Below are 26,586 nucleotides of genomic sequence, written 5' to 3'. Positions count from 1 at the left end.
ATCATGGACGAGACGCCCAAGAGCCTCATCCCCACGGAGAGCGTGGTGGCCCCGTCGCTCGACGCGGTGAGCCCGGAGCGTCGCGCTGCGGCGCTACAGGCCGTCTCAGAGGGCCGTACGTGGGCCTGGGAGCTCGGCCCGACTTCTCTACCGAAGCCGCAGCACCGGAAGCTGCTGAACCGCGCTGCGCTCCCCGCAGACGTGCGGACCAAGATCGACGCGATCGAGGCCGCCGGGATGTTCGTGGACGTGGGTGGCGAGGTGATCGGCGACGCACCTGCTGGCGATCGACGCCAAGCCGCTGCAGCCCGCGATCGAGAGCGCCAACAACCAGCCGATCACCGGCCGGGTTGATCAGTTCCTCTCCCGAGATTCACACGCGCAGCACATCGTCCAACGAGCAAAGGGAACAGCATGACCAACACCACCATCAAGGCCGCAAAACTCGTGGTCGGAGACCGAGTCCGCGGGGCTCACGGCGAGACGCTGATCGTGACGAAGATCGGGCCCCCCGATCCCGGAAACGCTGAGCCCGGTGACCTCAGCATCGAGTTCGTGGACGAGTCGGCATCGAGCAAGACGGTGATTCACCCGAATGTGCGCGCAGACCTTGACTATTGGCTGGCCTAGCGTGAGTACCAAGGTGACGCCGTTGGTGGATCTGGAGCAGTATGCGGACATCGCGCCGTATCTCCTTGCGGGGTCGGGGCTACTACTCATCGGCGCCCTGGCGGTGATGAGCGCGCGGCGAATCGAACCTGGCGCGGTACCGACGTGGCTGAAGATCCTTCCCGTGGCGGGGCTGGGTCTGGCTCTTGGTGCGCTCTGGTTCACCGGCTACTGGGAGTCGATGATTCCCACCGTCGCGGGGTTCTTCTTGGTCGGCGCGAACATCGTCGGCGTGATGCTTCTCAGAGTCCTGAACGACCCGGGGCCGTATGTGCGCCGGGTGGTGGGCGCCCGTGGCACGGAGGACGAGGCCCGGAGGGCGTTTCGACGGGCGCTGCTGATGTTGGGCGTGGTGGTGCTGGTGGCGGGCGGGGTGGCGTGGGTCGCAGCGACACAATTCCCGCCGGGGAACGTCGGCAGGCTGGCGACGCTCACTGCCTGCGGGCTCGCTGTTCCAGTCACGATCGTGGAGCTGGTCGTACCGCGAGGGGCACGGCACTTCGCAGCAAAAGGCGGGGAGGCTCACGGCGAACAGCGTGACGCCGCCGCGCGCGGTGGCGCGAAATCGGAAGATGCAGAGAGGGTGTCATGAGTGCGTCGATCCTGTCCGGTGAGATTCGGCCGCGCCGGTTCGGCGCAGTGATAAGCGTCGTGTCGCGGCATTTCTCCACGTTGGTCGTGGCGGTCATGGCGATGGTGGCGGCCGGCTTCTGGATCTCCGACGGTGCCGACCTGGTGTGGCGGGCGATCCAGTCGCGCGCCGGTGTGACCTGGTTGGGAGTCGGCGTGCTCGGCGTGCTCGTGCTTCGCTGGGCGGTGCGGATCGAGCGGCGACGTCCGCTCCCCATCTATCGCGCCTCGGCGCCCCTTGGCGCCGCGGTGGCCACGGTCTCAGGGGCGACGCTCCCGAAGGCGGTGGCCGCGCCGGCCGAGGACGTCGGCCCGATGTCGATCGACCGGCGAGCGCACCACGAGGCTGCCCATGCCTACGTGATGATCGCGATGGGCGGCACCGTCAGGTCAGCGGATTGCAACCCGCGAGGGAACAGCGGCGGCCAGGTGTCCGGGATGTTCCCGCTCGGTTCGCGTGGTGAGGTCGAGTGGGCGTGGCTGGTGACGAGCGTCGCGGGGAACGTGATCGACCTCGAGCGCGATGAGCGCGACGGTGGGTCGTCGTTCGATTTCGGGAAGGCGTGGCAGCACGCGATGGCGCTGCTGTCGTGCGGGCACCGTCCCGACGGGTACGACGGGGCGATGACGGCGGACGGGCTGATCATCGCGGCGACCGATCGCGCGCGCGGGATCCTGCAGGAGAGCAGGGCTACCGTCGAGGCGATCGCGCACCACCTGGTCATGCTGTACGAGACGCGCAGGTCCGCCGGCGACGCGGAGCTGCGGGAGATCATCATGCTTCAGAAGATGATCGAGCACGGGAAGGCCGGGAAGGCGACATACCGTGAAGAGTGAGCAGCTGGCGGCCGATGTCGTCGAGCGAGTCGAGTTGGTCCGGACTCACGGCTGGCCTGAGTTTCAGTGGGTGTGGTCGACGGGACAGGCCGCGATCGTCGCGCTCGTCCTGGACGACGCGGAGGTCCTGGCGCAGCTGGACGAGTCGGAGCAGTCGACGACCCTCCGGCTGGCGTATGACCTGTGGGGCCTCGACGGCGGGCTGCAGGACGAGGAGGACGGCCTGCAGCGCACGCACGCGTGGCTCCGTGAGGTCCGCGACAGGGTGTCCGCGGGATGACGCCGCACGCCGCGGCGCGCCTGGCGATCGCCCTGGCGCTGATGGTGACCGGCTTCGCCTTGGTCGTCTTGACGTAGTGCCTGATCGGCGATACTGGCCGGGTGTATTCAGACGGAATTGACCGGATCCGGCGCGCGGTCACCGATGAGGACGAGATCGCGGCGGTGGTCGACGCGCTCGGCGATACCGCGGTGTCGTTTCACCAGCTTGCCGCGGCGCTGGGGATCGAGGACGAGGACCTGGCGGATTGGATGGCCACGCGGGCGGAGCGCATCGCGGCACCGGCAAGTCTTCGCGCCGGCGACATCGTGGTCAGAACCCAGAGCGCGGCCGCGCCGACGGTGATCAAGATCGAACGGCCGTACCGTCGAATCGCCGGCGCGGCGGGATACAGCGCCGAGGTGAGCATTCGCGGCCGCCGGCGCACCGTCGACGCCGCGGCGATCGCTGGCTGGTTTCCTGTCGATGCGCTCCGCGTGGCCGGCGACGACGGACTGTAGACCCGGGACGCTGGCGACGGCCTGTCGCAGCAGGTGAGGCCGGTATATTCGCGGGCATGGACGCTGAGACCCCGGGCACCGTCAACGTGGTGAAAGCCCTGAACGAGAGCCGCGGGCACGCGGCCGCGTGGGCGCAAGCCAGCGCGGACATCCAGCAGCTCGCCGTGATCGTGCTCCGCCGGCGGATGAGCAACGACCAGGTGGCAGCGCAACTCGATCTTCCGCTCGCGGACGTGGCCGCGGTCGCCGGCATCGACATCGACCGCTGGTACGGCACCGACCCGCGGCAGGCGGCGGTGTTCTACCGCAACAGAACGTTGCAGGAGAACGGCCTGGAGGACTTCGTGGTCACCGAGACGCGGAAGCCGCAAGGCTCTCTGCAGGAGAGGCTGGTCGACTACGTTCGGAAGCATCCGGGGGTCGAGCTGCAGCTGCTCCTCGCGGTATTCGATGAGGACGCCCGGTTCGGATGGAATGTCGCTGACGCCGTCGAATCCTCACCGAATCTGGAGTCGGCAGGGCCGCGCGTTTATCCGCTGATGCATGTTTCAGACATCCGCGACAAAGTGTGGCTGGGAACGAGTTCGGACGAGATTTGGATTGCGTACAAGTCCGGGTGGGCATTGGCCACGGGGGCTCCCGGACGGAATAAGTCAGACGTCGACGGATGGCGATCCAATAACCCCATTACGAAAGCGGCTGTGAAACGGGAGCTTGGATCGCTGCAGAATGTCGTGGCGTGCGAGGGCGCGGATGGAAAGGTGATCTCACTCTCCCCGCCGAAGGACGCTGCCGGCATGTTCGTGGTGTGGCCGCATATCCAGAGCGGCCCGCGCGCGGAGCGATCGGCGCCGCCGGGTTGGACCCGGGACAAGCACGGGATCCCGAGGCGGGCATCGCGCGCGTGACTTCTTCGCCCCGGTGACCGGGTCGTCGCCTCGCGACGGACGAACCGCGGTCAGATGCGGGGTCCGCGTGGTGTCGGGCCGGCGCCGGGACCGGGACGCTGCTGGGCTCGTTGCTGTTCGAGTCGCCGGCGCTCGGCCTCGAGGCGGGCCTGCTCGGCCCGTGCGGCCTGCTCCCGACGACGCTGCTCCTCTGCCCGGCGTGCACGTTCGGCGGCTTGCTGCTCGAGGCGCCGGCCTTGGTCGCTGAGGGTTTGCCAGTGGCCGCGTGCTTCACTGCCGGCGGGCTTGGCTCCGAGAGCATCGCGCGGGTGCGTGAGGCGGTGCTGTTCGCGCCACGCGGCGATCTGTCCGACGGTGCGGTCCCAGGTGCGGCGCTCGTTGGTGTCCTCGGCCGGAGCGGGCCCGTAGGGCTTGGCCCACTCGGGCGGCCGCGTGGCGATCTGGTCGGCGAGCTCCTGGGTGCGAGCGGCGATCTTGTCGTGCTGGTACTTCTGCCAGGTGATGAGCTCTTGGTCGCCACCGTCCCAGTGCGCACGCCCGGGGTCGGTCACCCACGTGGGGAGCATCGGGTCTCGGCCGGCGGTCGCCGCGACGCGCCGGCGTTCCGCGTCGTCGCACGCGACGGCCAGGAAGTCGGCGTCGGTGGTGTGCGGGGCCGGTGGCAGCGCCCCGTCGTCGCGGGCGGTGGGCTCTTCCTGGGGCGGTAGATCGAGGTCGAGTTCAGGGTCCGGGGGCTCGGGAGCCTCCGGCTCGGGCCGTTCGATGATCGGTTCGGGCGGCGCGGTGTGCTCGGCGAGCTGAGCGACGGCGACGCCGGGGACGGGCTGGCGCGAGAGGACGTCGACGGCGTCGATCGCGTCCTGCTGGTGCGCGGCCAGCTCGGCCTTGCCTGCGGCGAGGACGTTCGCGGCCTGCGTGGCGGTGTAGGCCAGCTCGGGCAGCTGCTCGACGAGGTGTTCGCGGTTGGCCTGCAGCCAGGCCGCGGCCTTGCGACGGTCCGCGGCCTGAAGCAGTGACAGGCGGTAGTGGAGGACCTTCGCGGGGCTCTCGGCGCCGGCCATCGTCCCGCGGGGATTGGGATCGATGTTGGCGGCGATGAGCTTCTGCAGGGCGAGCGCGCGCATGGCGCCGGCCTGCGTGCCGGCGCCGCCCGCGGCAGCTGGGCCGTCGGTCGGTGCGAGGTTGGTCGCCGCGAGGATCCTGGCGACCGCGAGGGTGTTGGCCCGTTGCTGGGCCGGGTCGATGCACGTCTCGGTGATGAGCCGGGTGACGAGCTCGTGGCGGCGGTTGGCGTCGCCGCCGGCCATGCGCTGGGCGCGGTCGAGTTTGGGCTGCAGGCTCGACCATGCGGGCTCGTTCATCAGCTCCCAGGCGGCGCCCTTCGGGTCGTCGGTGGTGCCGTCCAGGGCGCGGGTGATGGTCGCGTGCATGGCCTGGCGGTCCAGGCGGTCCTTGACGTACTCGTAGGCCGGGATGGTTGTGTCCAGGGCGCGGATCTTCACCTTCTCGAGGTCGGCCTGTTCGGCGGCGGAGAGCGGCGCACCGTCGTTCGCGATGATCTGCTTGAGCAGTGCGTCGGCCGGGTCCATCTCGGGATCGGGCCGCTCTTGGTCGACGTCGATCAGCGCGTCCGTCGGGACGAAGAGCAGGTTCTCGTCGCGGCCGCGGGTGGTCTCGACGTAGGCCTGCTGCCGGTTCATTCCGGGCTGGGCGATGCCCAGGCCGACGTCGACGGTGTCGCCCTGTTCGGCGTTGACGGTGCTGGCGTAGCCGACCTCGCAGAAGTCCTTGACATAGTCGGCCGGCAGGGTGGTCTTCTCGGGCTTGCGCCGCGCCTCGCGGGTCTTGCGATCGAGCCGGGTCACGGTCATTGAACCGTCGGCGTGGATGCGGCTCACCTGGTACAGGTGGCCGTTGCGGACGGGCTCTCGGCTACCGGTGAGCCGGAAGCTGTACTTGGTCTTGCGGGTGGTGATGCGGTCGCCCTCTCGGACGGTGAGCCCGTCGCGGAGTGTCGCTTCGCGGTCGGGCCGGCCGAGACGTCGCACGCGGTCACGGAGCCGGTCGGGCTGGTCGTCGGCGGTGCGGCGGTCGGCGAGGACCCGCGCGTTGAGCGAGGTGACGAGCTCGTTGGTCGGCGCCATCATCTGCCCGATCTTCCCGTCGGCCTCGACCTGCCTCCAGCGGTCGTAGACGAGATCGGGCAGCTCGTCCATCCGGCCGGTGATGATGCGATCGTTCGCGTGGTACCAGGAGACGACGGAGGTGTCGCCGTCGCGCCACCGCAGGGTGATGTCACCCTCTTCGGGGTTGTTGAATCGGCGGACCTCGCGCAGCGAGGGCGCGTCAGTCGCGGCGGCGAGCAGACCGAGGGTGCCGCCCGCTTCGATCGACGGGAGCTGCTGCGGATCTCCGAGGAGCCGCACGACGGCGCCCTTGCTCGCGGCCAGGGCAACGATGCCGTCGAGCTGGTCGCGGGAGGCCATGCCGGCCTCGTCGACGAGGAGCATGTCACCCGCGCGGACGTCGACGCGGCCGAGCTCGAGCATCTTGATCGTGTTGCCGGCGATCTTGCGTCCGGGGCTGCTGATCTCGGCCGCGAGGATGTCAGCGGCGGCGCCCTGGTGCGAGAGCGCGACGACGCGGCCGCCGCCGAGTTGCCAGACCTCGGCGGCGAGCTTCATGGACGTGGTCTTGCCGGTGCCGGCGGGACCGACACCGACCGCGAGGAGAGTCCCAGTGTGCGTGAAGTGGCGAGCCAAGGCCTGCTGCTCGGCGCTGGGCTCGAATCCTTCCCGCTCGCGGACGAGGGCGAGCGCGGCGGCGAAGTCGGCGTCGGTCGACATGTAGGCGACCGGCGTCTTGGTGGCCTCGATGAGACGGTTCTCGGTGCCGATGACGCGGGCGCTGGTGAACATCTGCGCGCCCTCGACGGTGAAGATGCTCGCGCCGGAGGCGCGGCGCAGCGTGTCCGGGGTCTGGTTCTCGACCGGGGTCAGCAGGACCGACAGTTGCTCCCCCATTGCCGCCTCGGTGACCCGGTCGGAGAACTCGCCGATCTGCTCAGGAGTCGCGTCGGCGGGGAGGACTTCGGCGGCGATCGCGCGGTGGACCGCGGCCTCGACGTGCCAGCGGTTCCATACGGACTTGTTGTCCGCGAGGCGGTCGACGACCTTGGCGGCGATCTCCTTCGGATCGGCGGTGGCCGGGTCGACGGTGACCTCCTGGCGCCGAGAGCTGTCACGCCCCAGCGCGCGCTCGATGAGCTCGCGCGTCTTCTTCGGTCCGCCCAGAAGGGTGTCCGCACGGTCGGCCCACTCAGCTCGCATTTCGCCCAGCGACCGCGGGGCCGGCTTGCTGTCGCGGGTCTCCAAGGTTGCCTGCTGAGCAAGCTGGTACTGGACGGACTTCGACGGCTTGCGGCCGTGGTCGCGCTCGTACTCGACGGCGAGCTGGCGGAGGCGTTCTTCGATCTGCGGGCGGCGTGAGAACTCGTCACGGACGGCGGCCGGGATGCCGGCGACCTCGAAGACGGGCTGCGCCCCGTCACGCTTGACGACGGGCTCAAACTCGACGCCGGCGAGGCGGTTGCGGATCTGCTGCGGCAGGTGCGTGTTGTACCGCTCGCTCATGGAGACGGCGAGCTTGTGCAGGGTCCGGGAGTCAAGAGTGCGCCACTTCCCGTCGGCGCCCGGGGTGCGGTTGCTGACGGTCACGTGGGTGTGCAGGTTCGGATCTCCGTTGCGGTTATCGCGGTGATCGAACTTGCTGTAGATGATCCCCTTGACGTCGAGCTGGCCCACTCCCCCGGCGCCGACGCGGGTGAAGGCGCCGTTGTTCTCGAGCCAGTCCATCGCCTCCTGCGTGGCGGCGTGGTGGGCGTCCTCGATGGCGCGGCGCGTCTCGTCGTCGCCCAGGCCCCAGAGCACCGACACGCTCTTGGGTGGGGTGAAGACCATGTCGAAACCGGCGACCGGCTGACGCACCTTCGACTGCTGCGCGGCGACGAATCGGGTCAGCTCGGCGTCGTTGGCTGGTGCGCGCCCGACCTCGCGGGTGAACTCGTCGACCGCGACCTTGTGCTTGACCTTCGCGCGCTCGGCCTCGGTGAGCGATCCGGCCTTGGCGACGCGCTCGTCGCGCAGCGCCTTGCGGGTCGCGACGATGAGCGGGACGTCGTTCTTGAAGGTGGCGAAGCGGCGGCCCAGGCGGGCGTGCTTGATCGCGTCGTCCGCGATCCGGTTGGAGCTACGGGCGTCGTAGCCGCGCTGGCGGGCGAGGAACTTGCGTAGCTCGCGACCGCCGTCGTCGCTGGCCGGCGGGCGCCCGTGTTCTTCGGTGAAGACGTCGACGACGGCCTGGCGGGTGATGTCGGCGTGCTCGCCTTCGGTGAGGCCGCGGCCGAGTTCTTCGCGCGCGATCACGATCTGGCGGGCCGTCTCCTTCTGCACGGGTGACTGGCCGTGGTCGTCGATCCACTTGGCGATCATGGCGTCGGCTTCTGGGTGCAGGCCCTCGCCGAACAGGGCGCGCATCTGGTCCTCGCGGACCTCACCGGAGACGCCGAGGATCTCTGCGGCTTTGCCGCCCCAGATGCCCGGCGGGCAGCCCTGGACCTGGTAGTAGTCGACGAGCGATTGCCCTGCTTGGAGTCGCTGATCCTCGGTCGCGACCTCCTTCAGGAGGTAGGTATAGCCATCCCCGGCGTGCAGCGCGTGGATGGTCATCATGCGCCCATCATGGCACCCCGACCCGCCATAAACCACTATTAGTGCCAGAGGTGTGTACAACTTTGGTGGTAGCGGAACGGAGGTCGTTGGCGGCGGAGCGAAGCGGAGACTGCCGGCGGCTGGAGTGCAGCGGACACGAGGAGGCGTTTTGCGGAGCGATAGCGCAGCAGCCGACGAAGACCCTGGGCTCCCAAATCTTCACGGCAGGCACCCATCGTTCGACGTGCGAACGAGTCTTGGCCCTCTCAACTTGGACGGGGCCCCGCGTGCGGGGCCATGCGCGAGCCGGGCGCGGGACGCACGCCCGCTCCGGGCTAGGGCCGCACCCCGCCGCGGCAGCGGCGACGATGCAGCGCCGCCCGTGGGCGGCTCGATTTCGGGCTGAGCGGCCGTGCTCGTGCGGCGCGGGGAAATCGGGCCCGATGCTGGCGGGAGGCCCCGGCCGAGCGATACCCTCGGACCTGGCACAAGTTCATGCCTCGCCTGCTTGTTGGAGAGCGGACCGGGGCGCAGAGAGCGATGGAGGTATCACCGATGGCATCAACTACGAGTTCCCGGGAGAACGCACGGTCCGCTCTGGCGGCACGGGCGCAGGAGCAGAAGCGCCTCATCGAGGAGAAGCAACGCGCGGACACGAAGGCGGTGACGGACTTCTTCACCGTGGCCGACAAGGTCTCCGAGTGGGAGGAACGCCTGAGCGAGACGACGGCGGGGATCTTGGACGGCGGCATGTCCGCCTCGTACCTGTCGGATCTGGTCGGATGGCCGGCGGCCAAGCTGAGCCAGCTCGCGGCGGCACACCGGGCCCGGGCCGAAGCGCCGGCAGCACCCGCAGCGGAGAAGGCGGCTCCGAAGGAGACCGTCAAGGAGGCCCCCGCGGACGCGGCCGCAACGGAGCAGCCGGGCCCCGGCGCCGACGACGATGCAGCGGATGGATCGGCAAGCGACGCGGCCTGAGCGGCGGCGGCCGCTCGGCTCTGCCGGGATGCGTTAGGGGCGCGCCATGTCGAGGGCGAGCACCGATGCGTTAGGTCTGGAGGTCGACACCACCGACGCGGACCACGTCGCGGAGCTGGTGCGCTTCGCATCGTTCATCGTCGGCGGACCCGAACCTCGGGACTGCTGGGTATGGATGGGAGCGCTCGGCGACGACGGTTACGGCCGGTTCTGGCTCGGTCGGCCCGGCCGCGATGTCGTCCGGGCCAACCGGTACGCAGTGGCGGGCGGCGCGGCGATCGGCGTCGCCGTCGACGCTGCGGCCGCGGGCGTCCTGGGCGCGGTCGCGCTGCAGGCGGAGTTGCGTCGACAGGAGATCATCGGCGGGTGGATCGGCGCCGATGTGGTCGCGATGCATGACTGCGACAACCCTGCGTGCGTGCGGCCGGCGGCCAAGCACGCGCGGGCCGGGACGCAGGCGGAGAACCTGGCGCACATGAGCCGGCAGAACCGCGGGCGGTACTGGGTCGGGCAGGAGGTCGCCGCGCGGGCGGCACGATCGCGCCGGCTACGTGAAGCGCTGGCCGATGGGTGGGACCGGCGACGGTTCGAGGCAGCTTGGGACGATCCGGATCGGCTGACGCTGTGGTGAGGCCGGCACGCCGCGCGCCGGCGATCGAGGCGTTCGTGTCGGTGGGCGGGTCTATCGTCCTGGGCAACTGCAAGCGGAAGGGGCTCACATGCCTGGTTCGATGATCGGTCTCGGCATCGCGGGCGTCCTGGTACTCGGCCTGTTCGCTCCGTGGATTCTCCGCGTGGCCGGCGGGCTGCTCGCGGTCGACGGGATCCTCACCCTGTGGTGGCACGCCTGGGATGTCTCCGGCGTCCACGGATTCGCCTGGCGCGTCGGCGGCGGCCTGGCGCTGTGGCTGTTCGGTCACCTGGTGCACCGACTCAAGTCCGGGCAGTGGCGCACGCGTCTCGGGCGCGCCGCGTGGCGCGTCTCGCCGCTGCGGCTGATTGCGCCCTCGTAACGTCTGATTCGATCTGTGCTTCACTGCTCGGCCTCGTGGCCCCGACCCTATGGAAGGTCGGGGCCACGGTCGTCTCAAAGCCTCTGAGGGGCCTTCGGCACGCCACGGAACGGATGGGGTGCCAGACCTGTGAGTCAGAACAACGTGCCCTGCGCGGCGTCGGCCGCGGCGTCGGTCGCTGCGATGTAGCGGTTGACGCGCATCTTCACGTGCACCTCGGGCTCGTCGAGCCGAGTGGCGATCGCCGCCCACGGTAGGCGGTCGCGATGGCGCAGCGTCCACGCCTCTCGGTCGTACAGATCGAACGCTGCCGGAGCCCCGGCCGGATCATCCTGTTGGTGGTTCATCAACGCGGTCCTTCCGTCGTTCCGTTGCACCCGGCCGGCGCCCACAGTCCGCGGCCGGCGGTGCGGGCTTCGGCCTGGGCGGCGCGGATCGCCGCGGCATGCTGTGCCGGCCGCGCGCCGTAGGTGTATTCGCGGGCGTAGCCGTCGAGGACCTGGCGGTAGTTGACGAGCTCGTCGCCGATCCAGACGTACGCGAGTACGCGGCCGTACTTGTCGGTCGCCTCGGGTCCGTGCTCGAGGTCGACGGTGCGGCCGGCAAGGAGCTGCTTGAGGGATGCGCTGGCCTCGCGGCCGTAGCACTGGACGGGCTTGCGCGGGTCGACGGTCTCGGGTGAGTCGATGCCCAGGAGACGGACGGTGACCGCTCCCCCGCTGCCGGTTCGCGCGACGCTGATCGTGTCCCCATCGGTGACGCGCACGACGCGCCACGGGCCGTCGATCGCGGCGGTGGGTCGCGCGGGCGCGATCGCGGCGCGCGCGGCGTCGGGTTGGCTCCGCGCGTAGGTGTTCCAGGTGAGAGCGAGGGCGGCGACGATCGCCACAAGCGCAGTGACCGAGCGGACGGTGCGCGTTCGCCGGGTGGTCATGCGATCTGCTCCAGCATCGCGGCGTCGCGTCGGAGCGCGTCGCGGTGGTCCGCCTCGGCGGCGATCTTGCCGTGCCTGGCGATCTCCGCCATGACGGCGGCCGTGAGACTGTCGCCGGTGAGATCGTGGGCGAAGCATCCGACGGCGCCGTTCGCCCACCAGGTGGATCGGTCACTGCTCAGGCCGGCGGTGATGATGCCGCCGCCGGCGGTGCCGATAAGGAGCACGTCGTGCCAGGTGCTCAGCTCGGCCTTAAGGCCGGCTGTCTTCAAGTCGTTCTCCAGCTCGCGGATCTCCTCGAGGAGCGGGCGCGGGCGGGCCTGCTCCTCGGTCTCGTCGGCGTCCGCCGCCGGCACGTCGGCAGTCACTGCCGCTCCGCCGGCGGCTTGAGCAGCTCGTCGAGTCGTGCAGCCTCCGCGAGGAGCTTGCGCACGTTGTCGGCGGCGTACTCGAACGCCTGCAGATCGCCCGGCTCATCCGGGTCGAAATCACCGCACAGGCACACCTCCGCGAGGTGGAGCCACCGTCGGGCCATGTCGACCGCGGCCTCACGGCGGGCGTGGATCCGGCCCCGAAGTTCCTCGTCGTCGTGACGGCGAAGGAACTCGCGACGCTCGACGATGTTGGAGGGCATGATCTCGGGCAGCTCGTCGAGGACGCCGGGGATCCGGTACTCGTTCGCTTCGAGGTTGATGATCGCGGTCATGGTCGGGGGGTCCTTCCCGTACGTCGGGGTGCTTGTGGTGGCGGAGGCGTTGGGCGGTCAGCTGTGGGCGTGCATCTCTTGGAAGCGGGACGATGCGGCCATGAAGATGTCGAACGCGCGCTTGTCGAGGTCGTATGCACGTTGCGCCTCCTCGGAGAAAGGATCGGCGGCGGCGATATACAGCTCGAAGGCCTCTTTGCTTAGTGCGCGCAGCTCGTCGCTGGCGGCGAAATAGGCGTCGAAACGCCGCTTGCGGTCGGCGAGGGTGGCGCGGAATCGGACTTCGCTGACGATGATGCGCAGCGCGCCGGCTGTTCCGGCGATCGCGGCCGCGGCGGTGAGGATCTGTGTGCGGTTCGGCATGGCGGGCTCCTGGTCAGTTCGGGAGGTTGTGGGCGGCGCGGAAGGCGGTGAGGCGGGCCTGGTGTCCGTCGCGGACCCGCCGGCCGATGCTCTGGAACTGCTCCCACAGGTCGGCGGTGGGCAGCTCCTCGGCGGCGGCGGTCATGGCGTGGCCGGCTTCGCTGATCGCGCGGCGCAGGCTGGTGGTGAGCAGCTCGTGCACGTAGAACCGGAGGCCGTTGGGCTCGGCGTCGACGGTGACGAGGACCCGGAGGGCGTTGCGGTTCAGGTTGCCCTTGTCACCTGCAAGGTGTCCGGTTTCACGCAGATGTGCGAGGACCAGTTGCGCGGCCGGCGCAATGTCGGCGGTGACGGCGGCGATCGCGTCGAGGATCACGCGGTGGCTGCCGGTGAAGTCCTGTGCGTCGAGGTGCGCGAGGTACGACAGCGCTTCGGTCTGCGTGGCGCGCAGGAGCGCGGCGAGGACGAGCTGCTCGACGGTGGCCGGCGCGGCAGGCTCGGGGGTGAAGTCCAGGTCCGCCCCGTCGATCACGGGGGCCTGTGCAGCGGCGTGGTGCTCGAGGGTGGCGGTCATGGTCCTGGTTCCTTCCGTTCGTCAGTGGTGGGTGGCCGGCGGTGGTGTCGTGCTCTTCAGGCGGCGATGGTGGCCTTCAGTGCGGAAATTCGATCCGGCCTGAATCCGGACCAGTGGCTCTCGCCCGCCACGACTACGGGGGCCTGCAGGTAGCCCAGGGCCAGGACGTAGTCGCGGGCGGCGGGATCCTCGGTCACGTCAACCTTGTTGAAGGCGATGCCGGCCTTGGTGAGTGCGCGTTCGGTGGCGGTGCACTGGACGCAGGCGGGCTTGGTGTAAACGGTGACAGTGGTGGTGTTCATGGAATTCACCTCTCGCGGTGGTGGAATGGTTTCGGGGGCGGGAAGATCGTTTCCCTTTGATGCTTCCAGTCTATAGTAATGGCGGGCTATTGTCCACCCTTTCCTAGAAATATCTTGATCATTTTTCCGGCCTCCGAACTGGTGGAAACAATGGCGTTAGGTGCCCGTTTAGAGTGGGCCTTTCCCTGATAGATGCCGCGCTCTTGGTGAGATATTGCCTGTCAAGGATGAAGCGAAAAAGTTTTCTTGTAATTTCGGAATTGGGCGTAGCCCCGAAATTGCAGAAAAGTTTTTCGCGCCTTGACAGGCAATATCTCACCACCAGATATAATTTGCGGCTTCAGGGAACGGCACGGGGGTGCGCGCGCTGCCGGGCCGGCCTGGTGGCGGGCTGATCGCCCGTCCGCCGGCAGGTGGGCATGGAGAAGCCGCCCGGCGCTCTCCGTGGGGGGACGGGTGCGGCGCGGGCGGCTCGGGGTCGACGGTACGCGAAGGCTACGCGGCGCGCGCGGCTTCGGTGAGGCGGGTTCGGCCGGCGCTGCGGCCGCGGGGCGCGCTGTGCCGCCAGCCGGCGGTGAGGTCGACGGTGGGCGCGAGCTGGCCGGCGGTGAGGTCGACGGTGGGCGCGAGCTGGCCGGCGGGGAAGAGCGGCCGGACGGTGGCCGCGGTGCTCGAGGTGGGGCCGGTCTCGGTGGCCGGCGTCGGGACCGGCTCCTCGAGGCGGGCGACGGTGCCGGGCGCGGGCGGTGCGGTGATCGTCTGCTCCTGTGCGCTGTTGCGTGTGCGGGCGAGGTCGATGCACTGCTCGACGAGGACGGCCAGGGCGACCGGCGGCACGATCGCGACGGCCACCGCGGCCGCGCCCGCGGGCCAGGCATGGGCCGCGTTGGCGGCGATCGACACGGCGGTGCCGCCGAGGAAGATCATCTTCGGCCGGCGCGCGGCGGGAAGGGCGACGTGGGCGAGGGTGCCGGCGAGGATCGTCGCGTCGACGACGACGGCCCAGATCCACGCGAGGTGCGCGGGTACCGCGTTGCGGCCGGCGAACTCGGTGAGCGCGTGGAAGCTGACGGCGAAGGCGCCGGCGGCGACCGCCGCGGTGAGGACGAGCGCGCCGGCGCGGACCGCCGGACTGGTCGCGCTGGTGGTCTGCGGTGCGGGGACGCTACTCATGGTGAGGCTCCTGCTGCTGTGGGAAGTGGTAGGGAGTCCGGCGGAGCCGGTCGTTCCGGCGAAGCCGGCCACCGCGCTTGCGGAGCGCGCGGTGTGCGTCCGCGGAGCGGATGCGCCTCGTGTTCGACGTTGACGGCGGCGCCGCCACCTATTCGTTCGTGAGGGGTGTTGAGAGGTGGCGGCGACGACGGCGACGTCGAACACGACGTGTGCCGGGCCGGGGTTCACGCTGGCGCTGGGATGGTCCCGCGCTGCTGGCGTGCATTCGCAGCCTAGCGGCTGAATCCACTTCAGTGCAACACTTTTGAAGGTCAGGCGTCGATGTGCAGCTCATCGAGGTCCTGGTGGGCCTGCAGGGTGTCGGGTGTGCCGGGGGCGTCTCCAGTGCTGACGACGGCGACCACCTGGTCGTCGATGGTGATGGACAGGTGCGCGAGGCCTCGGCCGCCGGTGCTGGCGGTGTGCTGGTCGAGCAGCTCGTGCGCGGCCGCGCGGGCCTCGTCGATCGCGTCGGCGCGCTCGAACGCTGCGCCGCTGCGGCTGGTCGTGGTGGTGGTCGTGTCGAACGTGGTGATGCCGATGCTCCAAGTGATCATGCGTCAAGTCTGCTCCCCCGCGTCGGCGCGGAGACGGCGAAACCACTGGTCATCCACAGACCAGTGGTTTCGTCGGCTAACTTGTGCGCGCGATCGCGCGGTCAGGCGCGGTTGTCGATCCACCCTTCGCCGATGGTGCGGTGCGCGACGGCGCGGGGCTTCCAGCTCGGCGCGAGCGGGTTCGCGGTGGCCTCGGCACCGTCGGGCAGGTTCGCCACGGCGGCGGCGTGTGCGCGGCCCATGAGGTCGAGCAGCGAATCGAGCGCGGCGCGGTCCAGCACGTTGAGCGTGATGGGCCGCAGGGTGAGCGAGACCAGCGGCCACACCTTCCCGCTGATCGGGTGCGCGAACTCGCGGCGCTCGGCGGTGCCCGCCGGGGCGCTGGTCCACGTGAGTACCGTCCGGGCGATGCCGCCGGTGCGGTTGTGGGCCTGCGGCCAGGCGGCGGAGTGATCCGCCGCGAGTCCGAAACTCGCCTGTCGCGCGAGCGCGAGGAATCCGGCGACGTGCTGGACGTGGTAGGCGGAGAAGAAGTGCATGACCAGCTGGTTCGCAAGTTCCACGGTGAGGCTTGCGCCTGCGGTGCCCGCGTCGGTCACGGTGACCTTGCCGCTGAGTTCGCCGGTGAGGTCGAGCGAGACGCGGGTGACGATCGCGCCGCCGACGTTCTGCGAGCGCGGGCCGTTGATGTGGCGGCTGTAGTTGATCGGGGTGTTGTTCATGGTCTGGGGTGTCCTTCCGGATCGGTGAGACGGGTGGGTGGTCAGTGCTCGTTGGCGATGCTGAATCGCAGCGGCCAGCGGGGCGCGAGAATCACTGTCACGCCGGTGTTCTCGCGGCGGGCGTATGCCTCACAGCGGTACGCGCGGAAGCTGGATCCGCTGGGCCGGGCGTGGAGCAGCTCGCAGCCGGTCGGCTGGCTCCACCACCACGCGGGTTGCCCGGGGATCGGGCGGGGCGCGCCGGGTAGCGCGTCCGCGATGAACAGGCGGGCGGTGATGAGGTGGGTGGCCTCGACGGTGCCGACGGTCACGGTGGTCTCGTGCTCGGTGGTCAGTACGGCGAAGTAGTCCCACAGGGCAAATCCGTGCCTCGTGGGGAGCTGTCGTGCGATGGTGTCCATTCCCGCGCCTTTCGTGAGGTTCTGGCCGATTCGGTTTCGGCCTTTACCTGGTACACGCCGATCTCTTGGGGCGGGAGGGAATGTCAAGGCAGCGAGCAATAAGTTTTTCTTGGAATTTTTTCGGATAGGGCGTAGCCCCGAAAGAAATTCCGAAAAAGTTTTGTGAGCAACTTGACATTCCCTCCCGCCCCACTAGATACAATTTCGGCGCCAGGGAAACGGCCCAACGTGCGCCGAGCTCGAGCGGTCGGGGACGGCTCCGGGCGAAGAGCGCCCCTGTGCGCGGACGCCGGCCCCGCTCGGGCGGAGCTTGCGATCGGCCGGCGTGGGCCGGCGGCTGCGCACAGGGGCGACGCGCCGGCGGCGCGTGAGGCCCCCAGAACGACGGGAGCCGCCCCACCTTGGCGGTGGGGCGGCTCCTTGCGGGTCTGCGAGGCTTAGGCGGGCAGTCGGCCTTCTGCGACGTCGAGAACCCACTGATCGGGGGTCTTGCCCTCCTGGCGGTCGAGCTTGACCAGGATTTCGGCGCTGAGGCGGCGAGACTCGGGGGTGTCGCCGGTCAGCTCGTAGTCGGCGTTCGCGCGCTGTTCGGCGCTCTCGTTCACGGTTGCAGTCATCGTGCGTTCCTCCTCTGGTTCCGATTGTCCCTCTTCGTCCTGCGTTTGGCTACCGCCCGCAGGATCGCGCGCTCGCTGCCGGTGATGGTCTCCGTCTCGTCGGTCAGTGCGCTCAAGACGGCTTTGCCGAACTCCTGGGCCTCGAAGTTCTCGGCCTGGTTGGCCTGCTCTGCCGCCCACTGGTAGCGCCGCCACCACTCCGTACGCCCGTCGTGCATCGCGCGGTGGGCGCGGTCCTTGGCCTCGGAGCGGCTACGCTGCCACATCGTCAGCAGCACACCGGCGACACCGATAAGTCCGACAATCAATGTCGCCCACGGTGCTGTTAGCATTGAATTCCCCTTTCTGTTGCCTTCATTCTAATCGTTCCCACTGACAAGTTCTGCTGCTGTTCGCTATTCGTTGGCGTTATTCTGATCCGCCATTTCGTTCTCAACTTTCACCTGTTCGGGGTGCCTTGCTGCCAGCTGGCATTCGGCGCACCGGCGATACGGTCGGCGGGGGCCGCGCGGGTTGTACGCGCTGGATCGGTCGCCGTCGCCGCCGAAGTCGGCCCAGTTCACCGCGAGGATCACGATGTCGGTCGCGGTCCGTAGGCACGTCGCGCACTGCACGGTCGCGGTCGTCTTGCCGCGCTCATCGGTGCCGGTCGCGACGATGCCGGAGACCATCCCCGGCAAGGTCGGCAGGACGCGGCGCGGGTCGTCGATCTGGGGGGATGTCCGGGTGATGTTCGGTGCTTGAGTCGCCATGTGCGGCTTTCCTTTCGGCTGGTCGGGGTGGTGGCGTCGGGTTATGCGATGACGTCGACGCCTGCGCGGCACAGGGCGCGGCGCAGCTGGGCGCGGAGGTAGGCGCGGTTCCCGGGGGTCTCGTCGGGCCGGGTGCGGGTGAGCGGCGGGAGGTCGTACTCTGCGGCGATCTCGTCGGCGTCGGTCCACTCGGCGGCGGTGGGCTGCTCGGTCCCGGCGATGTAGTCAGGATGTTCCGGGTTGCTGTAGCCGAACAGCTCGGCGACGCTGACGGTAGGGCCGCCGGGGGTGTTCCATCCGAGCGGACGAACGGGGTTGTCGTGAACAGTCATGGCGGGCTGAGCCTTTCGCTGGCGTTGAGGTGGTGGCTTGTTCTTGTAATTGCCGCTCTATGAGCAGCCCGGCCGGAGCTGCAAATCTGATTGCCCGGCCCTCGAAAATTCCGTGAAACCCGAAGGGCGCGAAGCGAGCTTTGCGTCGCCGCTGACTGCTTGGCGTAGGCCGGCCTCGGGGACGATGCGGCGGCGGAAAGGTTTTCTGCGGAAATTTCGAGGGCCGGGTCGAGGCTTGCCGAGTTCAGATTTTCGGCGTAGGCCGGGCTGTCATAGACTGCGGCACAAGAACACCCGCTCTTGATGATGAGGGCCGTAGGCTCGATGCCGGCGAAGCCGGCCCCACCGCGAAGCGTGTGGACTCCTCCCCTCGTTGAGGGGAGGTTGGGAGGGGTGCAAGCGGCGAAGCCGCCGTGTGACCTCGCCCGTAGGGCGTCCTCCAGTGCGATCCTCGGGCGGTGCCCGGCTGTGGGTCCGCGCCCGCCCGATTGGGTGCGGCGGAGGCTCCGAAGGTCTGTCGGAGTCCGTGCCCATGAGGGCGGTGGGTGCGCGGTCCACAGTTGGGTGTCCGGCCGATGCGCCCGTCAGGGTGCAGTCCGGGCCGCGCGCAGCGCGGCGCGCCCGTCCCTGGTGGGGCGGGCGCGCCAGGCTGGTGTGGTTACTCCTCCTCGTCGTCGGCGTCGGGGACGTCGCACTCGTCCGTGTGGTCCTCGTCGTCGCTATCGTCGGCGAGGGGTTCGCCCTTGAGCGCGGCGAGGACGGCGGCGCGGTCGGCCTGGTCGGTGATGATGGTCTCGACCTCGGCCACGGTGTAGCCGGTGGTGACGAGGAACGCGAGGTAGTCGCGCAGCGCGGGGTGGCGGCTCTCCTGGCGATGGGAGTCGCGGTCGTAGCCGGTCTCGTGCGCGGCGAGCGCGTACGCGAGCGCGATGACCTGGGCGCGGCCCGGGGTCATGGGCTTGGTGGCCCACGAGCTGCCGTAGCTGGTTTCTCCGAGCAGCTTCGCTGCGAGGCTCTTGACGTCGGGGTCGGACACCTGGCGGTGGCCCGCTCCCCCGGCGATCATGACGCGGGCGGTCAGCTCGGCGGCACCCTTGGGCGGCGTCTTGCGCGTGAGCAGCTTGGTCAGGTGCTCACGCCGGACGGTCTGGGCGGCGTCGGCTGCCTTGTTGAACGCGATGAGCTGGCGACGTGCAACCTTCTTCGCCTCGGCCTCCTCCTCGGCGCTCGTGGCGTCGTCTTGCCCGGTCGGGATGATGGGCTGGCCGTTGTAGCTGCGCCGCGCGAGGCTGTCGGCGGCGGGGTCCGCGACCCACCAGGTGGCTGTCCACTCGGTGGTCTCGGCGACGGTGGCGGGGTCGATCAGATCGGGGTCGACCTCCCACGGCTCGTCGGTGTCGGGGTCGATACCGTCGTTCTCGGTGGGATCCTGCCAGTCCTCGACCTGCCAGGGCTCGACGGTCTCACCGTCGGCGGTGCGGTAGGTCGTCTCGCTGCTGAACGAGACCCACAGGCGGGCGGGATCGGTGACGTTGCTCAGCTCAGCGGCCTCCCCCGTTCCGTTTTCGGTGTAGAGGTACCCGAGCTTGTAGACGGTCTCACCGTCCGGGGTCTCGGTGGTCGCGCCGTAGTGGCCGTTCGCGTTGAACGGCAGCACACTGAGGTACGCGGTGCCGTGCTCGGCGGCGTACTGCTGGGCGTACTCGGTTGCGTGCTGGTCGTACGCGGCGCGGTCGGCTCGTTCCTGGATCAGGCGGGCATGGACGTGGACGCGGTTTCCGCTGAATGCCTGGATGATTCGGGCCTGCGCCTGTTCGTCGCCGTCGAAGTCGGCGAGCATGGCGAGGTGATCGAGGGTGAGGTCACCGGGTGTCTGCAGCGCGGCCCGCGCGGCCTGCGAGGTGCCGATCTTGAGGGACCGGTCGACGGTCGCGCGGTCGGTGCCGGTGCGCTTGGCGATCTGCGCGGCGCTGACGCCGATGAGGGCGAGCTGGTTGACGGCCTCGACGCGTTCGGCCTGGTTGAGTCCGGTCCGCTGGTCGTTGGTGACGAGCTGGCCGGTGATCCGGTCGATGGTGCCCTCGTCGCCGCCGAGGGTGTCCCCGATGACGTAGACGGGGATGGTCGGCAGCTCGGCGGCGATCGCGCCGAGGGTGCGGCGCTGGCCGTCCTCGACGCGGAGGGTGCCGTCGGGGTCGCGGGTGGCCCGCACGGGTACGAGAACTCCGTTCTCGCGGAGGTTGTCGATCCACGTCTCGGTGATGTTGAGGGTGCTCGTGCGCACGTTCTCAGCGATGGTCAGCTCGCCGGGGGCGACGTGCTGCAGCTCGGTCGTGTCGACGGTGGTGTTGATCGTCGCGGTCATGATGTATCCTTCTAGGTGTTGATCGTTTGAAGGTCGGAAGTGTGGCGCTTCCGGCCTTCTTTCATGTCGTGGGTGAGACGTTCGTCGCCTCGGTGGAACCCTCCCCCTTTCTCCTTGCTTGTACCCTTATTGTATTCGTCCCCACTGACAGGTTTTGCCTCTTTCGCGCCTGGTCGGAAATTATTTCTGAGAAATTTTCTAGCGTGAGCCAGGAGCCAATATCGACCCCCTCGCCTACTTTCCTGTAAATGCCGCGTTCGGGCACCCTCGTAGCTACATCCTGTACGTTGCGCCCTTTTGGCGAGGTTCTATCACGGCGATAACGAGCGATTGAAGCCGGAAGGCGAGTGGCTCGAACGCAATGGGCACTGGGGGTGATTGTGCGGGAGCGACGGGGGTCCGGCAGCGTTGCGCGGGCCGCGGTAGCACAAAACGTTTTTCGGCTTTTGATCTTTTGAACGCTTCCTACTGCTCACAGCGGGATAAAATGACGGTGGCACCTCGTTCACCTGGTGCAATGACGTGAGTATCCGCACTACAGGAAGGTAGCTCCAGTGGCATCAGAGTGGAGTGCTTGGACAGAGCAGCACGTGTACCTGGCGCAACAGACGGTGAAAGCAGCCCGACTGCGCGCGGCTGACATCGAATTGTTGACCGTGGTGACCTCAAGTCCGATGGGAATTAACGACCTGGACAAGCGTGACGCCACAGACGATCTCGTATGGAAGAATCTGCCGATGGAGCTCGCCGTACTTGCGCGACTCCGACGTGAATACGAGAGCTTTGGACTGACGCTTGCTAGCATCACTCGTGAGATATTCGGCGTGTGGCTCGAACCTATCGAGGACATTGGTCCCGCTACTCGACTGCCGAACGTTAGCAGACTCCGTTTCCTGAACGAGGTTTCTAAGATCGCAAGAGACGGAGACGTCTTCGTGGGCACATTGAATGAATATTTGCAAGGCGATCTGTACACAAAAACGGTTCCGCAAATGCGCCCACAATTAGGGAAATCTGTGGAGACACAGTTGAGTGCAAGCTTCAAACGAGTCAGGCACGCGCTCGACGAGCTGCGCGAGGAAGTCCCGCCGCCGCAGAGCGCCGCGTAGCGGCGCTGGCGCCCCTGGTGCCCGCGCAGCGGGCACGGTGAGCAGAGCCGCGGAGCGGCCGTTTCCCCGCGCCGCAGGCGCGGCAGGTGGCCGGTGTGGGCCGCCCGCGGGTGGGCGGCCCGTCGGGCCCGCAATGGGGCCGACGGTGCCGGCGGTCCAGGCGGATGCTCAGCGGAGGTCCGTGAGCTCCCACCACCGCAGGGTTCCCCAGTTGACGAAGCCCGTGCTGTAGACCTCGGCCTCGTGGTCGCTCAGGGCGGCGCCGGCGGTGCTGGCCTCGGCCGCCGCCTCGAGGAAGGTCGGGAAGCTGGTGACGGTGCCGGCGGCGAGCTGCTCGGCGTGTACCTGCTCTGCGTGGGCGATGCCGTCGAGACTGCCCTGCTTGGCGGCGCGGACGATGGCGGGATCCTCGTCGGTGATGACGAACCGGGTCTGGTCGATGCTGTTCATGGTGAGCCCCTTCGGTTGGTGCGCCCCGTGGGGTGGGGCGCTGACGCGGCTCGGTCGACCGGCGTGAGGGTGGGCCGTCAAGTGGGAGGCGCCCGCCGGGAGGCCAATTTCAGCGAGCGTAGCGAGTGTGGGTTGAAATTGGTCGGAGACGCACGGCCGGCGGGAGCGCAGCGACCAGAGGACGGGCGGGGCGGATCAGCGCCGGAGCTTGATGGCTCGGGCCCCCACGACGGTAGACTGAGAAGCGTTGCGCTCCCCCAACGTAACTCGCGCTCGATCACCCGGCCACGGTCGCCGACCACCTCGAGAACCCGACCACGGTCGCCGCGGAGCCCCCTTCAGGGGGTTGGGGGTGCGCGAGCGCAGCGAGCCATGTACGGAGTGCGGCCCCCACAGGGCCGCCCGGAGCCCCTGGCTATGTCAAGTTGATCTGGCCCCGGTAGGGCGGTTTCATTCGGCCCCACCTGAGTGGGGCCCTGAGCCGCTAGAGTCCGGGGTGTGGATGGGCGGCCGCGGGTGCGCAGTGTGGTTGCGCCGACTGGTTGGGATCGCGAGTCGGTGCGTGCGTATGCCGAGTTCGTGATCGCGCGTGATGATCAGCTCGGTGATCAGGTATCGGTCCGGGTGAAGATTAAAGACGGGGAGCCACTGCCGAACCTGACGACCCGGTGGACCGTGGTTTATGTCACTCACCAGAACCGGGCCTTGCGCCGGCATCTGTCGGTAGTCAAGGACGAACGCCGCGCTTAGCCCGCGGTAGCTGCTGCTTCGGTGTGAGCCAGGCGGTAGCTGTGAGTGCCGGTTTCGATGATGGTGCCGCGGTAGGTGAGCCGGTCGACGATCGCGGCGCAGAGTCGTGGGTCGGTGAAGGTGTCTGTCCAGCCGGAGAAGGACTGGTTGGAAGCGATCGCGACGCTGTTCTTCTCTTCGCGTTCGGTGAGGACTTGGAAGAGCAGTTCGGCGCCGCGGCGATCGAGTTCCATGTAGCCGAGCTCGTCGATGATGAGCAGGTCAACGCGGCCGTAGCGGTTGATGGTCTTCGCGAGCTGCTTCTCGTCAGCGGCCTCGACCAGCTCGTTCACTAGTTTGGTGGCGAGGGTGTAGCGGACTCTAAAGCCTTGCTCGGCGGCAGCGGTTCCCAATCCGATCAGCAGATGGGATTTGCCGGTTCCGGAGTCGCCGATGAGGCAGAGCGGCAGTCCGTGGCGGATCCAGTCGCCGGTGGCGAGCTGGTGGATGGTGGCGGGTTCGATGTCGGGGTTGGCGTCGAAGTCGAAGTCCGCCAGCCACTTCTCCCGCGGGAACCCCGCGGCTTTGACGCGGCGAACAGTGGAGCGGCGGTCCCGGTCGTCGACTTCGGCGAGCAGGAGTTCGGCGAGGAACCCCTGGTAGGACAATTGCTGCTTGGCGGCGGCGGTGAGGTGCTGGTCGATCATCGACCGCACTGTCGGCAGGCGTAGGCGCCGGCAGGCCTGGTCAACGGCGGCGAGGGCGGCTTCTTCGGTGAGGCCGCCCCGGCGGCGCAACGACGGGGCCAGCGCATTCGTCTGGTTCTTATTGGCGGTTGCGGTCATAGCCGGGTGGGCCTTTCAATCGGTGGTGGGTCCAGCGACTCAATCGGTGGTGGGTCCAGCGACGCAGGTAGCGCGTCGGAGGCAGTGCGTCGCCGGTGCTGCGGGAGCAGGCGGTCGTAGGCCGTAACGCTGGGCAGCGGTCGCCGGTCGGGTGGCAGGCCGGCGATCACCGCCGCGGGGTCTGCGAGCCGTCGTTGGGTGAGGCTGACAACTCGTTGCTCGCGTCGTTCGGCATGGCGATCGAGATGACGGCCAGCGTTGGCCCCACCTGTCTGGTCGGCAGCGACCGAGGCGTGCGCGAGCAGGCGGGCTTCGGCGCGGCGAGCCTCAACGGCGACGACCTCGGCGCTCACCGCCCCGACCCGCAATGCAGCATCGATGCCGGCGATCACCGCCGCGGCGGGCAGGCTGCGGTGCAGCAGCAGGACGTCGATCAGCTCGCTGGTGCCGTCGGTGTCGCCGTTGACTCGTCGGGCGGCGGCCCAGAACGCATCATGGCTGGCGGTGAACACCCCGGCAGCGCGGGCCTGCGCCAACGCCGTTGATCCCGGCAGGGCACCGGGTTTGAACTTGAGCACCTCGAGGTAGTGGTCGAGGTCGATCTTCGCGGTGCCGCGGCCGGCGACCCGTGGATGCCGCGCGACCAGGGTCCGGCCGTCGTAGACCAGCAGCTGGGAGGCTTGTAGTGAGACGCGGACTCGGCGGCCGATCAGGTGCGCCGGCACCGAATACTTCACCATCCGAACGGTGATCATCGCCGACCGATCGACCCGTGGTGTGAGGATCAGGCCCGGGTCGAAATCCTCCACCGGCAGCGGCGCGAGCGCTGCTCGGTCGTGCTCGTAGTCCTGGCCGATGGTGCGCAGTCGTCCGTCGATCCGGCGGCCCTCGTCGCGGTCCTCCCAGGCTTTGATCTGCTCGTTGAGCTCATCGAGGGACTCGACCTGCGGCATTGGGGTCAGCCGGTTGCGGCGGAACCATCCGACCTCGCCTTCAACGCCGCCCTTCTCGTGCGCCCCGGCGATGCCGGGCTGGCAGTAGAACGGATCGAATCCGTAGTGCGAGTGAAACAACGTCCACCGCGGGTTCTCCTGTCGCCGCCGGTCTCCGCCCTGCAGGACCGCGACCACCGCCGAGGTGAGATTGTCGTAGCGGATATGCCGGGTCGGGACCCCGCCGAGCTCGCGGAACGCCTCGACGTGCCCTTCGAGGAACGCTTCCTGCCCGCCGGTCGGATAGACCCGGTGAATGGCCTTGCCCGAGTGCGAGAGCCGGTAGACGAACATGTGGCACTTGGTCTTCACCCCGCCCAGGATCACCCAGACCTCGCCGAAGTCGACCTCCGCCTCCGCGCCCGGGGCGTGGTCCTGGGCGATGAACACCTCCGTCCGGCGGCCGGCCTCCACCTCGATCTGCGCCCGCCGGACCCGCACGTAGTCCCGCACCGTCGAATACGACAACTCGACCGCATCGTGCTCGATCGCCAGGCGTTCCCGGATCCGCGTCGCGGTGTGCCGCTGCTTACGCGGAGCATCCAGATCCGACCGCAACATCTCATCAATCGCCGCCTTGAACCGGTCCAACCGCGGCGACGACCGCTCCGGCGTCTTCCGCGGCGGCGGCTCCGCCGATGACAACGCCTGCCGCACCGTCCTCCGGTGCACGCCATGCTTGCGAGCCAACGCCCGGATACTCATGCCCTCGACCCGGGCGTCCCGCCGGATCTGCGCGAACAGCTCCACCTTCGATCCCATCATTGGCCACCACCTGCTTCGGCTCGGAAACGATGTTCACGAGCAACCATCAGGTGGGGCCAGATCAAACCGTCGCAACACCACCCGGCGAGTCGCAAACGGGGCCAGGTCTAGCCGTCGAGCCGGGGCCTCTTCAAGCTGTCATAGCCAGATCAACTCTAAACTCACGCTTCGTCCACAAAGGGCCGCTTCATCACCAGTCCTTCCAACTCGGCCCGAACCTTGGCACGTAACGCCCGCTCCAAAATCAGCAGCCGTTACCAGATCCTCTACACTGCAACCCAATTCAACAGGCAATCAGCCAACCGTGCTCGAAATGAACTATTTTAAGTTCATTTCCTCCGGCCACAAACAGACGCATTTAGTCCGCGTGTCGCGCGCCTAGAACGCGGAACGCACATCGCCCGGCCAATTGTCAAACAACCAAACTCGAAAATTCTAAGGCAAGGTTGTTTGACACATATGCACACTCAGTGGTATGCGCTCGGAAATTTCACTGGACAGCGCTCGCGTGACGTGCTGCCGAATCAAACGGTTGTCGACGCTAGTGCCGCCACCTGGCGGTATCCGCGGCGACAAGATCCGTCACCACCGCGGAGCGGTTCGAGTCCGACGGATCATCCGCCAGACACGAGACGACCGACTGCCCGTCGAGCTCTCGCGCCGGCGAGCACATCCAGACCGCCGCAGTCCACGGATCTGCGGCCTTGCGTAGCTCCCGCCACACAGTGAGCAGCTTGTCCTGGACGCCAGGATCGGCAACGAACTGCCACTCGGGAAACACGGACGTGCCATCCGCGAGCGGCGCCCAGACGATCTGATCCTTTGCGACGTCGTCCGCGAGCTCACCTGCAGGCAAGTTCAGGTGAGCGGCAACCGTCTCGGAGTGCCAGAAGGGCCCAACGATCTCGTCAAGCACTTTCTCAGCGCCTTAAGGCGCGGCTGCCGCATCCTCAGTCACATTGTCCACCTCGTTCGATCATCCGAGGTGGATACTTGAGGGATGGCTCATCCCTACAGCCCAGTGCGGTTCGTCTCCGGTAACGATCGTCTCCGCCAAATCCTGTCTGAGCCGGAACTCCGAGCGCGGGTCGACACGATCATCGCCGAGCAGCTCCTCATCGACGACCGGCATCGCAACGCCCTTCGAACACTCCGCCACTCAATTGCCGCACTGACGGACACAACAGGTGCCATCGAAGTCACGGACGTCCTCGAAGCTCTGCAGCGCCGGCTGGCCGATGCCGGCGTCCACCAGGTCGGCATGACCCTCAACTACGGTGGTTACAAGATCACCGTGCCGTTGGAGCAGATCCTCGCAGCACCCGACAGCTGACC

34 protein-coding genes are annotated in these 26,586 nt (G+C 68.3%); 13 read left to right on the top strand and 21 right to left on the bottom strand.

Annotation, left to right across the window (positions count from 1 at the left end):
• The first annotated feature begins 3 nt into the window (after positions 1-3).
• The 7 genes from HNP44_RS05170 to HNP44_RS05140 all read left to right on the top strand — a co-directional run bounded on the left by HNP44_RS05170 (position 4) and on the right by HNP44_RS05140 (position 3,824).
• Positions 4-354, top strand: coding sequence for a hypothetical protein (locus tag HNP44_RS05170; RefSeq protein WP_259144781.1), 351 nt, complete (start codon positions 4-6; stop codon positions 352-354).
• A 60-nt stretch (positions 355-414) separates the two neighbouring features.
• Positions 415-630 (top strand): hypothetical protein, encoded by a 216-nt coding sequence (locus HNP44_RS05165; protein WP_259144782.1) that lies wholly within the window; start codon positions 415-417, stop codon positions 628-630.
• 1 nt (position 631) lies between these two features.
• The gene (locus HNP44_RS05160) at positions 632-1,261 is read left to right on the top strand and encodes a hypothetical protein (RefSeq protein ID WP_259144783.1); all 630 of its coding nucleotides are present in this window, start codon (positions 632-634) and stop codon (positions 1,259-1,261) included.
• A gap of 59 nt (positions 1,262-1,320) precedes the next feature.
• On the top strand, positions 1,321-2,136 hold the full coding sequence (locus tag HNP44_RS05155; protein ID WP_259144784.1) for a hypothetical protein: 816 nt from the start codon (positions 1,321-1,323) through the stop codon (positions 2,134-2,136).
• Positions 2,126-2,416 carry a hypothetical protein gene (locus tag HNP44_RS05150; RefSeq protein ID WP_259144785.1) on the top strand — a complete coding sequence of 97 codons (291 nt, stop codon included), beginning with the start codon at positions 2,126-2,128 and terminating at the stop codon, positions 2,414-2,416. The genes HNP44_RS05155 and HNP44_RS05150 overlap by 11 nt, the downstream gene beginning before the upstream one ends.
• Before the next feature lie 101 nt (positions 2,417-2,517).
• Positions 2,518-2,916 carry a hypothetical protein gene (locus tag HNP44_RS05145; RefSeq protein WP_259256831.1) on the top strand — a complete coding sequence of 133 codons (399 nt, stop codon included), beginning with the start codon at positions 2,518-2,520 and terminating at the stop codon, positions 2,914-2,916.
• Positions 2,917-2,972: 56 nt separating this feature from the next.
• On the top strand, positions 2,973-3,824 hold the full coding sequence (locus HNP44_RS05140; RefSeq protein WP_259144787.1) for a hypothetical protein: 852 nt from the start codon (positions 2,973-2,975) through the stop codon (positions 3,822-3,824).
• A 50-nt stretch (positions 3,825-3,874) separates the two neighbouring features.
• Here the strand turns inward: HNP44_RS05140 and mobF are convergent, their stop codons facing one another.
• A complete protein-coding gene (gene mobF / locus HNP44_RS05135; protein WP_259144788.1) occupies positions 3,875-8,554 on the bottom strand; it encodes a MobF family relaxase in 4,680 nt (1,559 codons plus the stop codon).
• A gap of 534 nt (positions 8,555-9,088) precedes the next feature.
• Here mobF and HNP44_RS05130 point away from each other — a divergent pair.
• From HNP44_RS05130 to HNP44_RS05120, 3 genes are all read left to right on the top strand, one after another.
• Complete coding sequence (locus tag HNP44_RS05130) at positions 9,089-9,511, top strand: hypothetical protein (RefSeq protein WP_259144789.1); 423 nt, start codon at positions 9,089-9,091, stop codon at positions 9,509-9,511.
• 46 nt (positions 9,512-9,557) lie between these two features.
• Complete coding sequence (locus tag HNP44_RS05125) at positions 9,558-10,142, top strand: hypothetical protein (protein ID WP_259144791.1); 585 nt, start codon at positions 9,558-9,560, stop codon at positions 10,140-10,142.
• A gap of 88 nt (positions 10,143-10,230) precedes the next feature.
• Positions 10,231-10,524, top strand: a complete 294-nt coding sequence (locus HNP44_RS05120; RefSeq protein ID WP_259144793.1) for a hypothetical protein — start codon at positions 10,231-10,233, stop codon at positions 10,522-10,524.
• 134 nt (positions 10,525-10,658) lie between these two features.
• Here the strand turns inward: HNP44_RS05120 and HNP44_RS05115 are convergent, their stop codons facing one another.
• The 16 genes from HNP44_RS05115 to HNP44_RS05040 form a co-directional block, all read right to left on the bottom strand.
• Positions 10,659-10,871 carry a hypothetical protein gene (locus tag HNP44_RS05115; protein ID WP_259144794.1) on the bottom strand — a complete coding sequence of 71 codons (213 nt, stop codon included), beginning with the start codon at positions 10,869-10,871 and terminating at the stop codon, positions 10,659-10,661.
• Entirely contained in the window at positions 10,871-11,458 is a 588-nt protein-coding gene (locus HNP44_RS05110; protein ID WP_259144795.1) for a thermonuclease family protein, read from the bottom strand. The genes HNP44_RS05115 and HNP44_RS05110 overlap by 1 nt, the downstream gene beginning before the upstream one ends.
• Positions 11,455-11,826, bottom strand: coding sequence for a hypothetical protein (locus HNP44_RS05105; protein WP_259144796.1), 372 nt, complete (start codon positions 11,824-11,826; stop codon positions 11,455-11,457). Before HNP44_RS05105 ends, HNP44_RS05110 begins: the two co-directional genes overlap by 4 nt.
• A complete protein-coding gene (locus HNP44_RS05100; protein ID WP_259144797.1) occupies positions 11,823-12,164 on the bottom strand; it encodes a hypothetical protein in 342 nt (113 codons plus the stop codon). The genes HNP44_RS05105 and HNP44_RS05100 overlap by 4 nt, the downstream gene beginning before the upstream one ends.
• Positions 12,165-12,221: 57 nt before the next feature.
• Positions 12,222-12,527, bottom strand: coding sequence for a hypothetical protein (locus tag HNP44_RS05095; protein WP_259144799.1), 306 nt, complete (start codon positions 12,525-12,527; stop codon positions 12,222-12,224).
• A 13-nt stretch (positions 12,528-12,540) separates the two neighbouring features.
• Complete coding sequence (locus HNP44_RS05090) at positions 12,541-13,101, bottom strand: hypothetical protein (protein ID WP_259144800.1); 561 nt, start codon at positions 13,099-13,101, stop codon at positions 12,541-12,543.
• Positions 13,102-13,157: 56 nt separating this feature from the next.
• A complete protein-coding gene (gene nrdH / locus HNP44_RS05085) occupies positions 13,158-13,403 on the bottom strand; it encodes a glutaredoxin-like protein NrdH (protein ID WP_259144801.1) in 246 nt (81 codons plus the stop codon).
• Positions 13,404-13,898: 495 nt separating this feature from the next.
• Positions 13,899-14,576, bottom strand: a complete 678-nt coding sequence (locus HNP44_RS05080) for a DUF2637 domain-containing protein (RefSeq protein WP_259144803.1) — start codon at positions 14,574-14,576, stop codon at positions 13,899-13,901.
• Positions 14,577-14,887: 311 nt separating this feature from the next.
• On the bottom strand, positions 14,888-15,172 hold the full coding sequence (locus tag HNP44_RS05075; protein ID WP_259144805.1) for a hypothetical protein: 285 nt from the start codon (positions 15,170-15,172) through the stop codon (positions 14,888-14,890).
• Between the two features lie 101 nt (positions 15,173-15,273).
• On the bottom strand, positions 15,274-15,894 hold the full coding sequence (locus HNP44_RS05070; RefSeq protein WP_259144807.1) for a hypothetical protein: 621 nt from the start codon (positions 15,892-15,894) through the stop codon (positions 15,274-15,276).
• 41 nt (positions 15,895-15,935) lie between these two features.
• Entirely contained in the window at positions 15,936-16,295 is a 360-nt protein-coding gene (locus HNP44_RS05065) for a hypothetical protein (protein ID WP_259144808.1), read from the bottom strand.
• Positions 16,296-16,732: 437 nt separating this feature from the next.
• Complete coding sequence (locus HNP44_RS05060) at positions 16,733-16,912, bottom strand: hypothetical protein (protein ID WP_259144809.1); 180 nt, start codon at positions 16,910-16,912, stop codon at positions 16,733-16,735.
• A complete protein-coding gene (locus tag HNP44_RS05055; protein ID WP_259144810.1) occupies positions 16,909-17,244 on the bottom strand; it encodes a hypothetical protein in 336 nt (111 codons plus the stop codon). Before HNP44_RS05055 ends, HNP44_RS05060 begins: the two co-directional genes overlap by 4 nt.
• A gap of 63 nt (positions 17,245-17,307) precedes the next feature.
• Positions 17,308-17,664 carry a hypothetical protein gene (locus HNP44_RS05050; RefSeq protein ID WP_259144812.1) on the bottom strand — a complete coding sequence of 119 codons (357 nt, stop codon included), beginning with the start codon at positions 17,662-17,664 and terminating at the stop codon, positions 17,308-17,310.
• Between the two features lie 41 nt (positions 17,665-17,705).
• Positions 17,706-17,996 carry a hypothetical protein gene (locus tag HNP44_RS05045; protein WP_259144813.1) on the bottom strand — a complete coding sequence of 97 codons (291 nt, stop codon included), beginning with the start codon at positions 17,994-17,996 and terminating at the stop codon, positions 17,706-17,708.
• Positions 17,997-18,654: 658 nt separating this feature from the next.
• Entirely contained in the window at positions 18,655-20,361 is a 1,707-nt protein-coding gene (locus HNP44_RS05040) for a ParB/RepB/Spo0J family partition protein (RefSeq protein WP_259144815.1), read from the bottom strand.
• Between the two features lie 554 nt (positions 20,362-20,915).
• Between HNP44_RS05040 and HNP44_RS05035 the strand changes: the two genes are divergently transcribed.
• On the top strand, positions 20,916-21,470 hold the full coding sequence (locus HNP44_RS05035) for a hypothetical protein (protein ID WP_259144817.1): 555 nt from the start codon (positions 20,916-20,918) through the stop codon (positions 21,468-21,470).
• A gap of 168 nt (positions 21,471-21,638) precedes the next feature.
• Here HNP44_RS05035 and HNP44_RS05030 read toward each other — a convergent pair whose 3' ends face one another.
• Positions 21,639-21,920 (bottom strand): hypothetical protein, encoded by a 282-nt coding sequence (locus tag HNP44_RS05030; RefSeq protein ID WP_259144818.1) that lies wholly within the window; start codon positions 21,918-21,920, stop codon positions 21,639-21,641.
• Positions 21,921-22,418: 498 nt separating this feature from the next.
• Here HNP44_RS05030 and HNP44_RS05025 point away from each other — a divergent pair, with 498 nt between their 5' ends.
• Positions 22,419-22,670: a hypothetical protein gene (locus tag HNP44_RS05025; RefSeq protein ID WP_133298647.1), complete on the top strand. Its 252-nt coding sequence runs from the start codon at positions 22,419-22,421 to the stop codon at positions 22,668-22,670.
• On the opposite strand, the gene istB is transcribed toward HNP44_RS05025, so the two are convergent.
• From istB to HNP44_RS05010, 3 genes are all read right to left on the bottom strand, one after another.
• Positions 22,667-23,494, bottom strand: coding sequence for an IS21-like element helper ATPase IstB (gene istB / locus HNP44_RS05020; protein WP_068526535.1), 828 nt, complete (start codon positions 23,492-23,494; stop codon positions 22,667-22,669). The two genes, HNP44_RS05025 and istB, sit on opposite strands and share 4 nt — an antisense overlap.
• Positions 23,491-25,248: an IS21 family transposase gene (gene istA, locus HNP44_RS05015; protein ID WP_231703188.1), complete on the bottom strand. Its 1,758-nt coding sequence runs from the start codon at positions 25,246-25,248 to the stop codon at positions 23,491-23,493. Before istA ends, istB begins: the two co-directional genes overlap by 4 nt.
• 544 nt (positions 25,249-25,792) lie before the next feature.
• Positions 25,793-26,167: a hypothetical protein gene (locus HNP44_RS05010; protein WP_259144828.1), complete on the bottom strand. Its 375-nt coding sequence runs from the start codon at positions 26,165-26,167 to the stop codon at positions 25,793-25,795.
• An 84-nt stretch (positions 26,168-26,251) separates the two neighbouring features.
• Between HNP44_RS05010 and HNP44_RS05005 the strand changes: the two genes are divergently transcribed.
• Positions 26,252-26,584, top strand: coding sequence for a hypothetical protein (locus tag HNP44_RS05005; RefSeq protein ID WP_259144829.1), 333 nt, complete (start codon positions 26,252-26,254; stop codon positions 26,582-26,584).
• Positions 26,585-26,586 lie beyond the last annotated feature (2 nt).

This window comes from Tsukamurella ocularis (assembly GCF_024807615.1).
Taxonomy (GTDB): Bacteria; Actinomycetota; Actinomycetes; order Mycobacteriales; family Mycobacteriaceae; genus Tsukamurella; species Tsukamurella ocularis.
This window is presented reverse-complemented; position numbering and strand designations above follow the sequence as displayed.

Coding starts and splice junctions, on each gene's coding strand:
- nrdH (WP_259144801.1), bottom strand. CDS start 13,403: ATGAACACCACCACTGTCACCGTTTACACCAAGCCCGCCTGCGTCCAG.
- istB (WP_068526535.1), bottom strand. CDS start 23,494: ATGACCGCAACCGCCAATAAGAACCAGACGAATGCGCTGGCCCCGTCG.
- HNP44_RS05170 (WP_259144781.1), top strand. CDS start 4: ATGGACGAGACGCCCAAGAGCCTCATCCCCACGGAGAGCGTGGTGGCC.
- HNP44_RS05070 (WP_259144807.1), bottom strand. CDS start 15,894: ATGAACAACACCCCGATCAACTACAGCCGCCACATCAACGGCCCGCGC.
- HNP44_RS05040 (WP_259144815.1), bottom strand. CDS start 20,361: ATGACCGCGACGATCAACACCACCGTCGACACGACCGAGCTGCAGCAC.
- HNP44_RS05130 (WP_259144789.1), top strand. CDS start 9,089: ATGGCATCAACTACGAGTTCCCGGGAGAACGCACGGTCCGCTCTGGCG.
- HNP44_RS05110 (WP_259144795.1), bottom strand. CDS start 11,458: ATGACCACCCGGCGAACGCGCACCGTCCGCTCGGTCACTGCGCTTGTG.
- HNP44_RS05030 (WP_259144818.1), bottom strand. CDS start 21,920: ATGAACAGCATCGACCAGACCCGGTTCGTCATCACCGACGAGGATCCC.
- HNP44_RS05120 (WP_259144793.1), top strand. CDS start 10,231: ATGCCTGGTTCGATGATCGGTCTCGGCATCGCGGGCGTCCTGGTACTC.
- HNP44_RS05125 (WP_259144791.1), top strand. CDS start 9,558: ATGTCGAGGGCGAGCACCGATGCGTTAGGTCTGGAGGTCGACACCACC.
- HNP44_RS05080 (WP_259144803.1), bottom strand. CDS start 14,576: ATGAGTAGCGTCCCCGCACCGCAGACCACCAGCGCGACCAGTCCGGCG.
- HNP44_RS05090 (WP_259144800.1), bottom strand. CDS start 13,101: ATGACCGCCACCCTCGAGCACCACGCCGCTGCACAGGCCCCCGTGATC.
- HNP44_RS05050 (WP_259144812.1), bottom strand. CDS start 17,664: ATGGCGACTCAAGCACCGAACATCACCCGGACATCCCCCCAGATCGAC.
- HNP44_RS05075 (WP_259144805.1), bottom strand. CDS start 15,172: ATGATCACTTGGAGCATCGGCATCACCACGTTCGACACGACCACCACC.
- HNP44_RS05165 (WP_259144782.1), top strand. CDS start 415: ATGACCAACACCACCATCAAGGCCGCAAAACTCGTGGTCGGAGACCGA.
- HNP44_RS05095 (WP_259144799.1), bottom strand. CDS start 12,527: ATGCCGAACCGCACACAGATCCTCACCGCCGCGGCCGCGATCGCCGGA.
- HNP44_RS05140 (WP_259144787.1), top strand. CDS start 2,973: ATGGACGCTGAGACCCCGGGCACCGTCAACGTGGTGAAAGCCCTGAAC.
- HNP44_RS05055 (WP_259144810.1), bottom strand. CDS start 17,244: ATGCTAACAGCACCGTGGGCGACATTGATTGTCGGACTTATCGGTGTC.
- mobF (WP_259144788.1), bottom strand. CDS start 8,554: ATGATGACCATCCACGCGCTGCACGCCGGGGATGGCTATACCTACCTC.
- HNP44_RS05045 (WP_259144813.1), bottom strand. CDS start 17,996: ATGACTGTTCACGACAACCCCGTTCGTCCGCTCGGATGGAACACCCCC.
- HNP44_RS05115 (WP_259144794.1), bottom strand. CDS start 10,871: ATGAACCACCAACAGGATGATCCGGCCGGGGCTCCGGCAGCGTTCGAT.
- HNP44_RS05100 (WP_259144797.1), bottom strand. CDS start 12,164: ATGACCGCGATCATCAACCTCGAAGCGAACGAGTACCGGATCCCCGGC.
- istA (WP_231703188.1), bottom strand. CDS start 25,248: ATGGGATCGAAGGTGGAGCTGTTCGCGCAGATCCGGCGGGACGCCCGG.
- HNP44_RS05060 (WP_259144809.1), bottom strand. CDS start 16,912: ATGACTGCAACCGTGAACGAGAGCGCCGAACAGCGCGCGAACGCCGAC.
- HNP44_RS05005 (WP_259144829.1), top strand. CDS start 26,252: ATGGCTCATCCCTACAGCCCAGTGCGGTTCGTCTCCGGTAACGATCGT.
- HNP44_RS05065 (WP_259144808.1), bottom strand. CDS start 16,295: ATGGACACCATCGCACGACAGCTCCCCACGAGGCACGGATTTGCCCTG.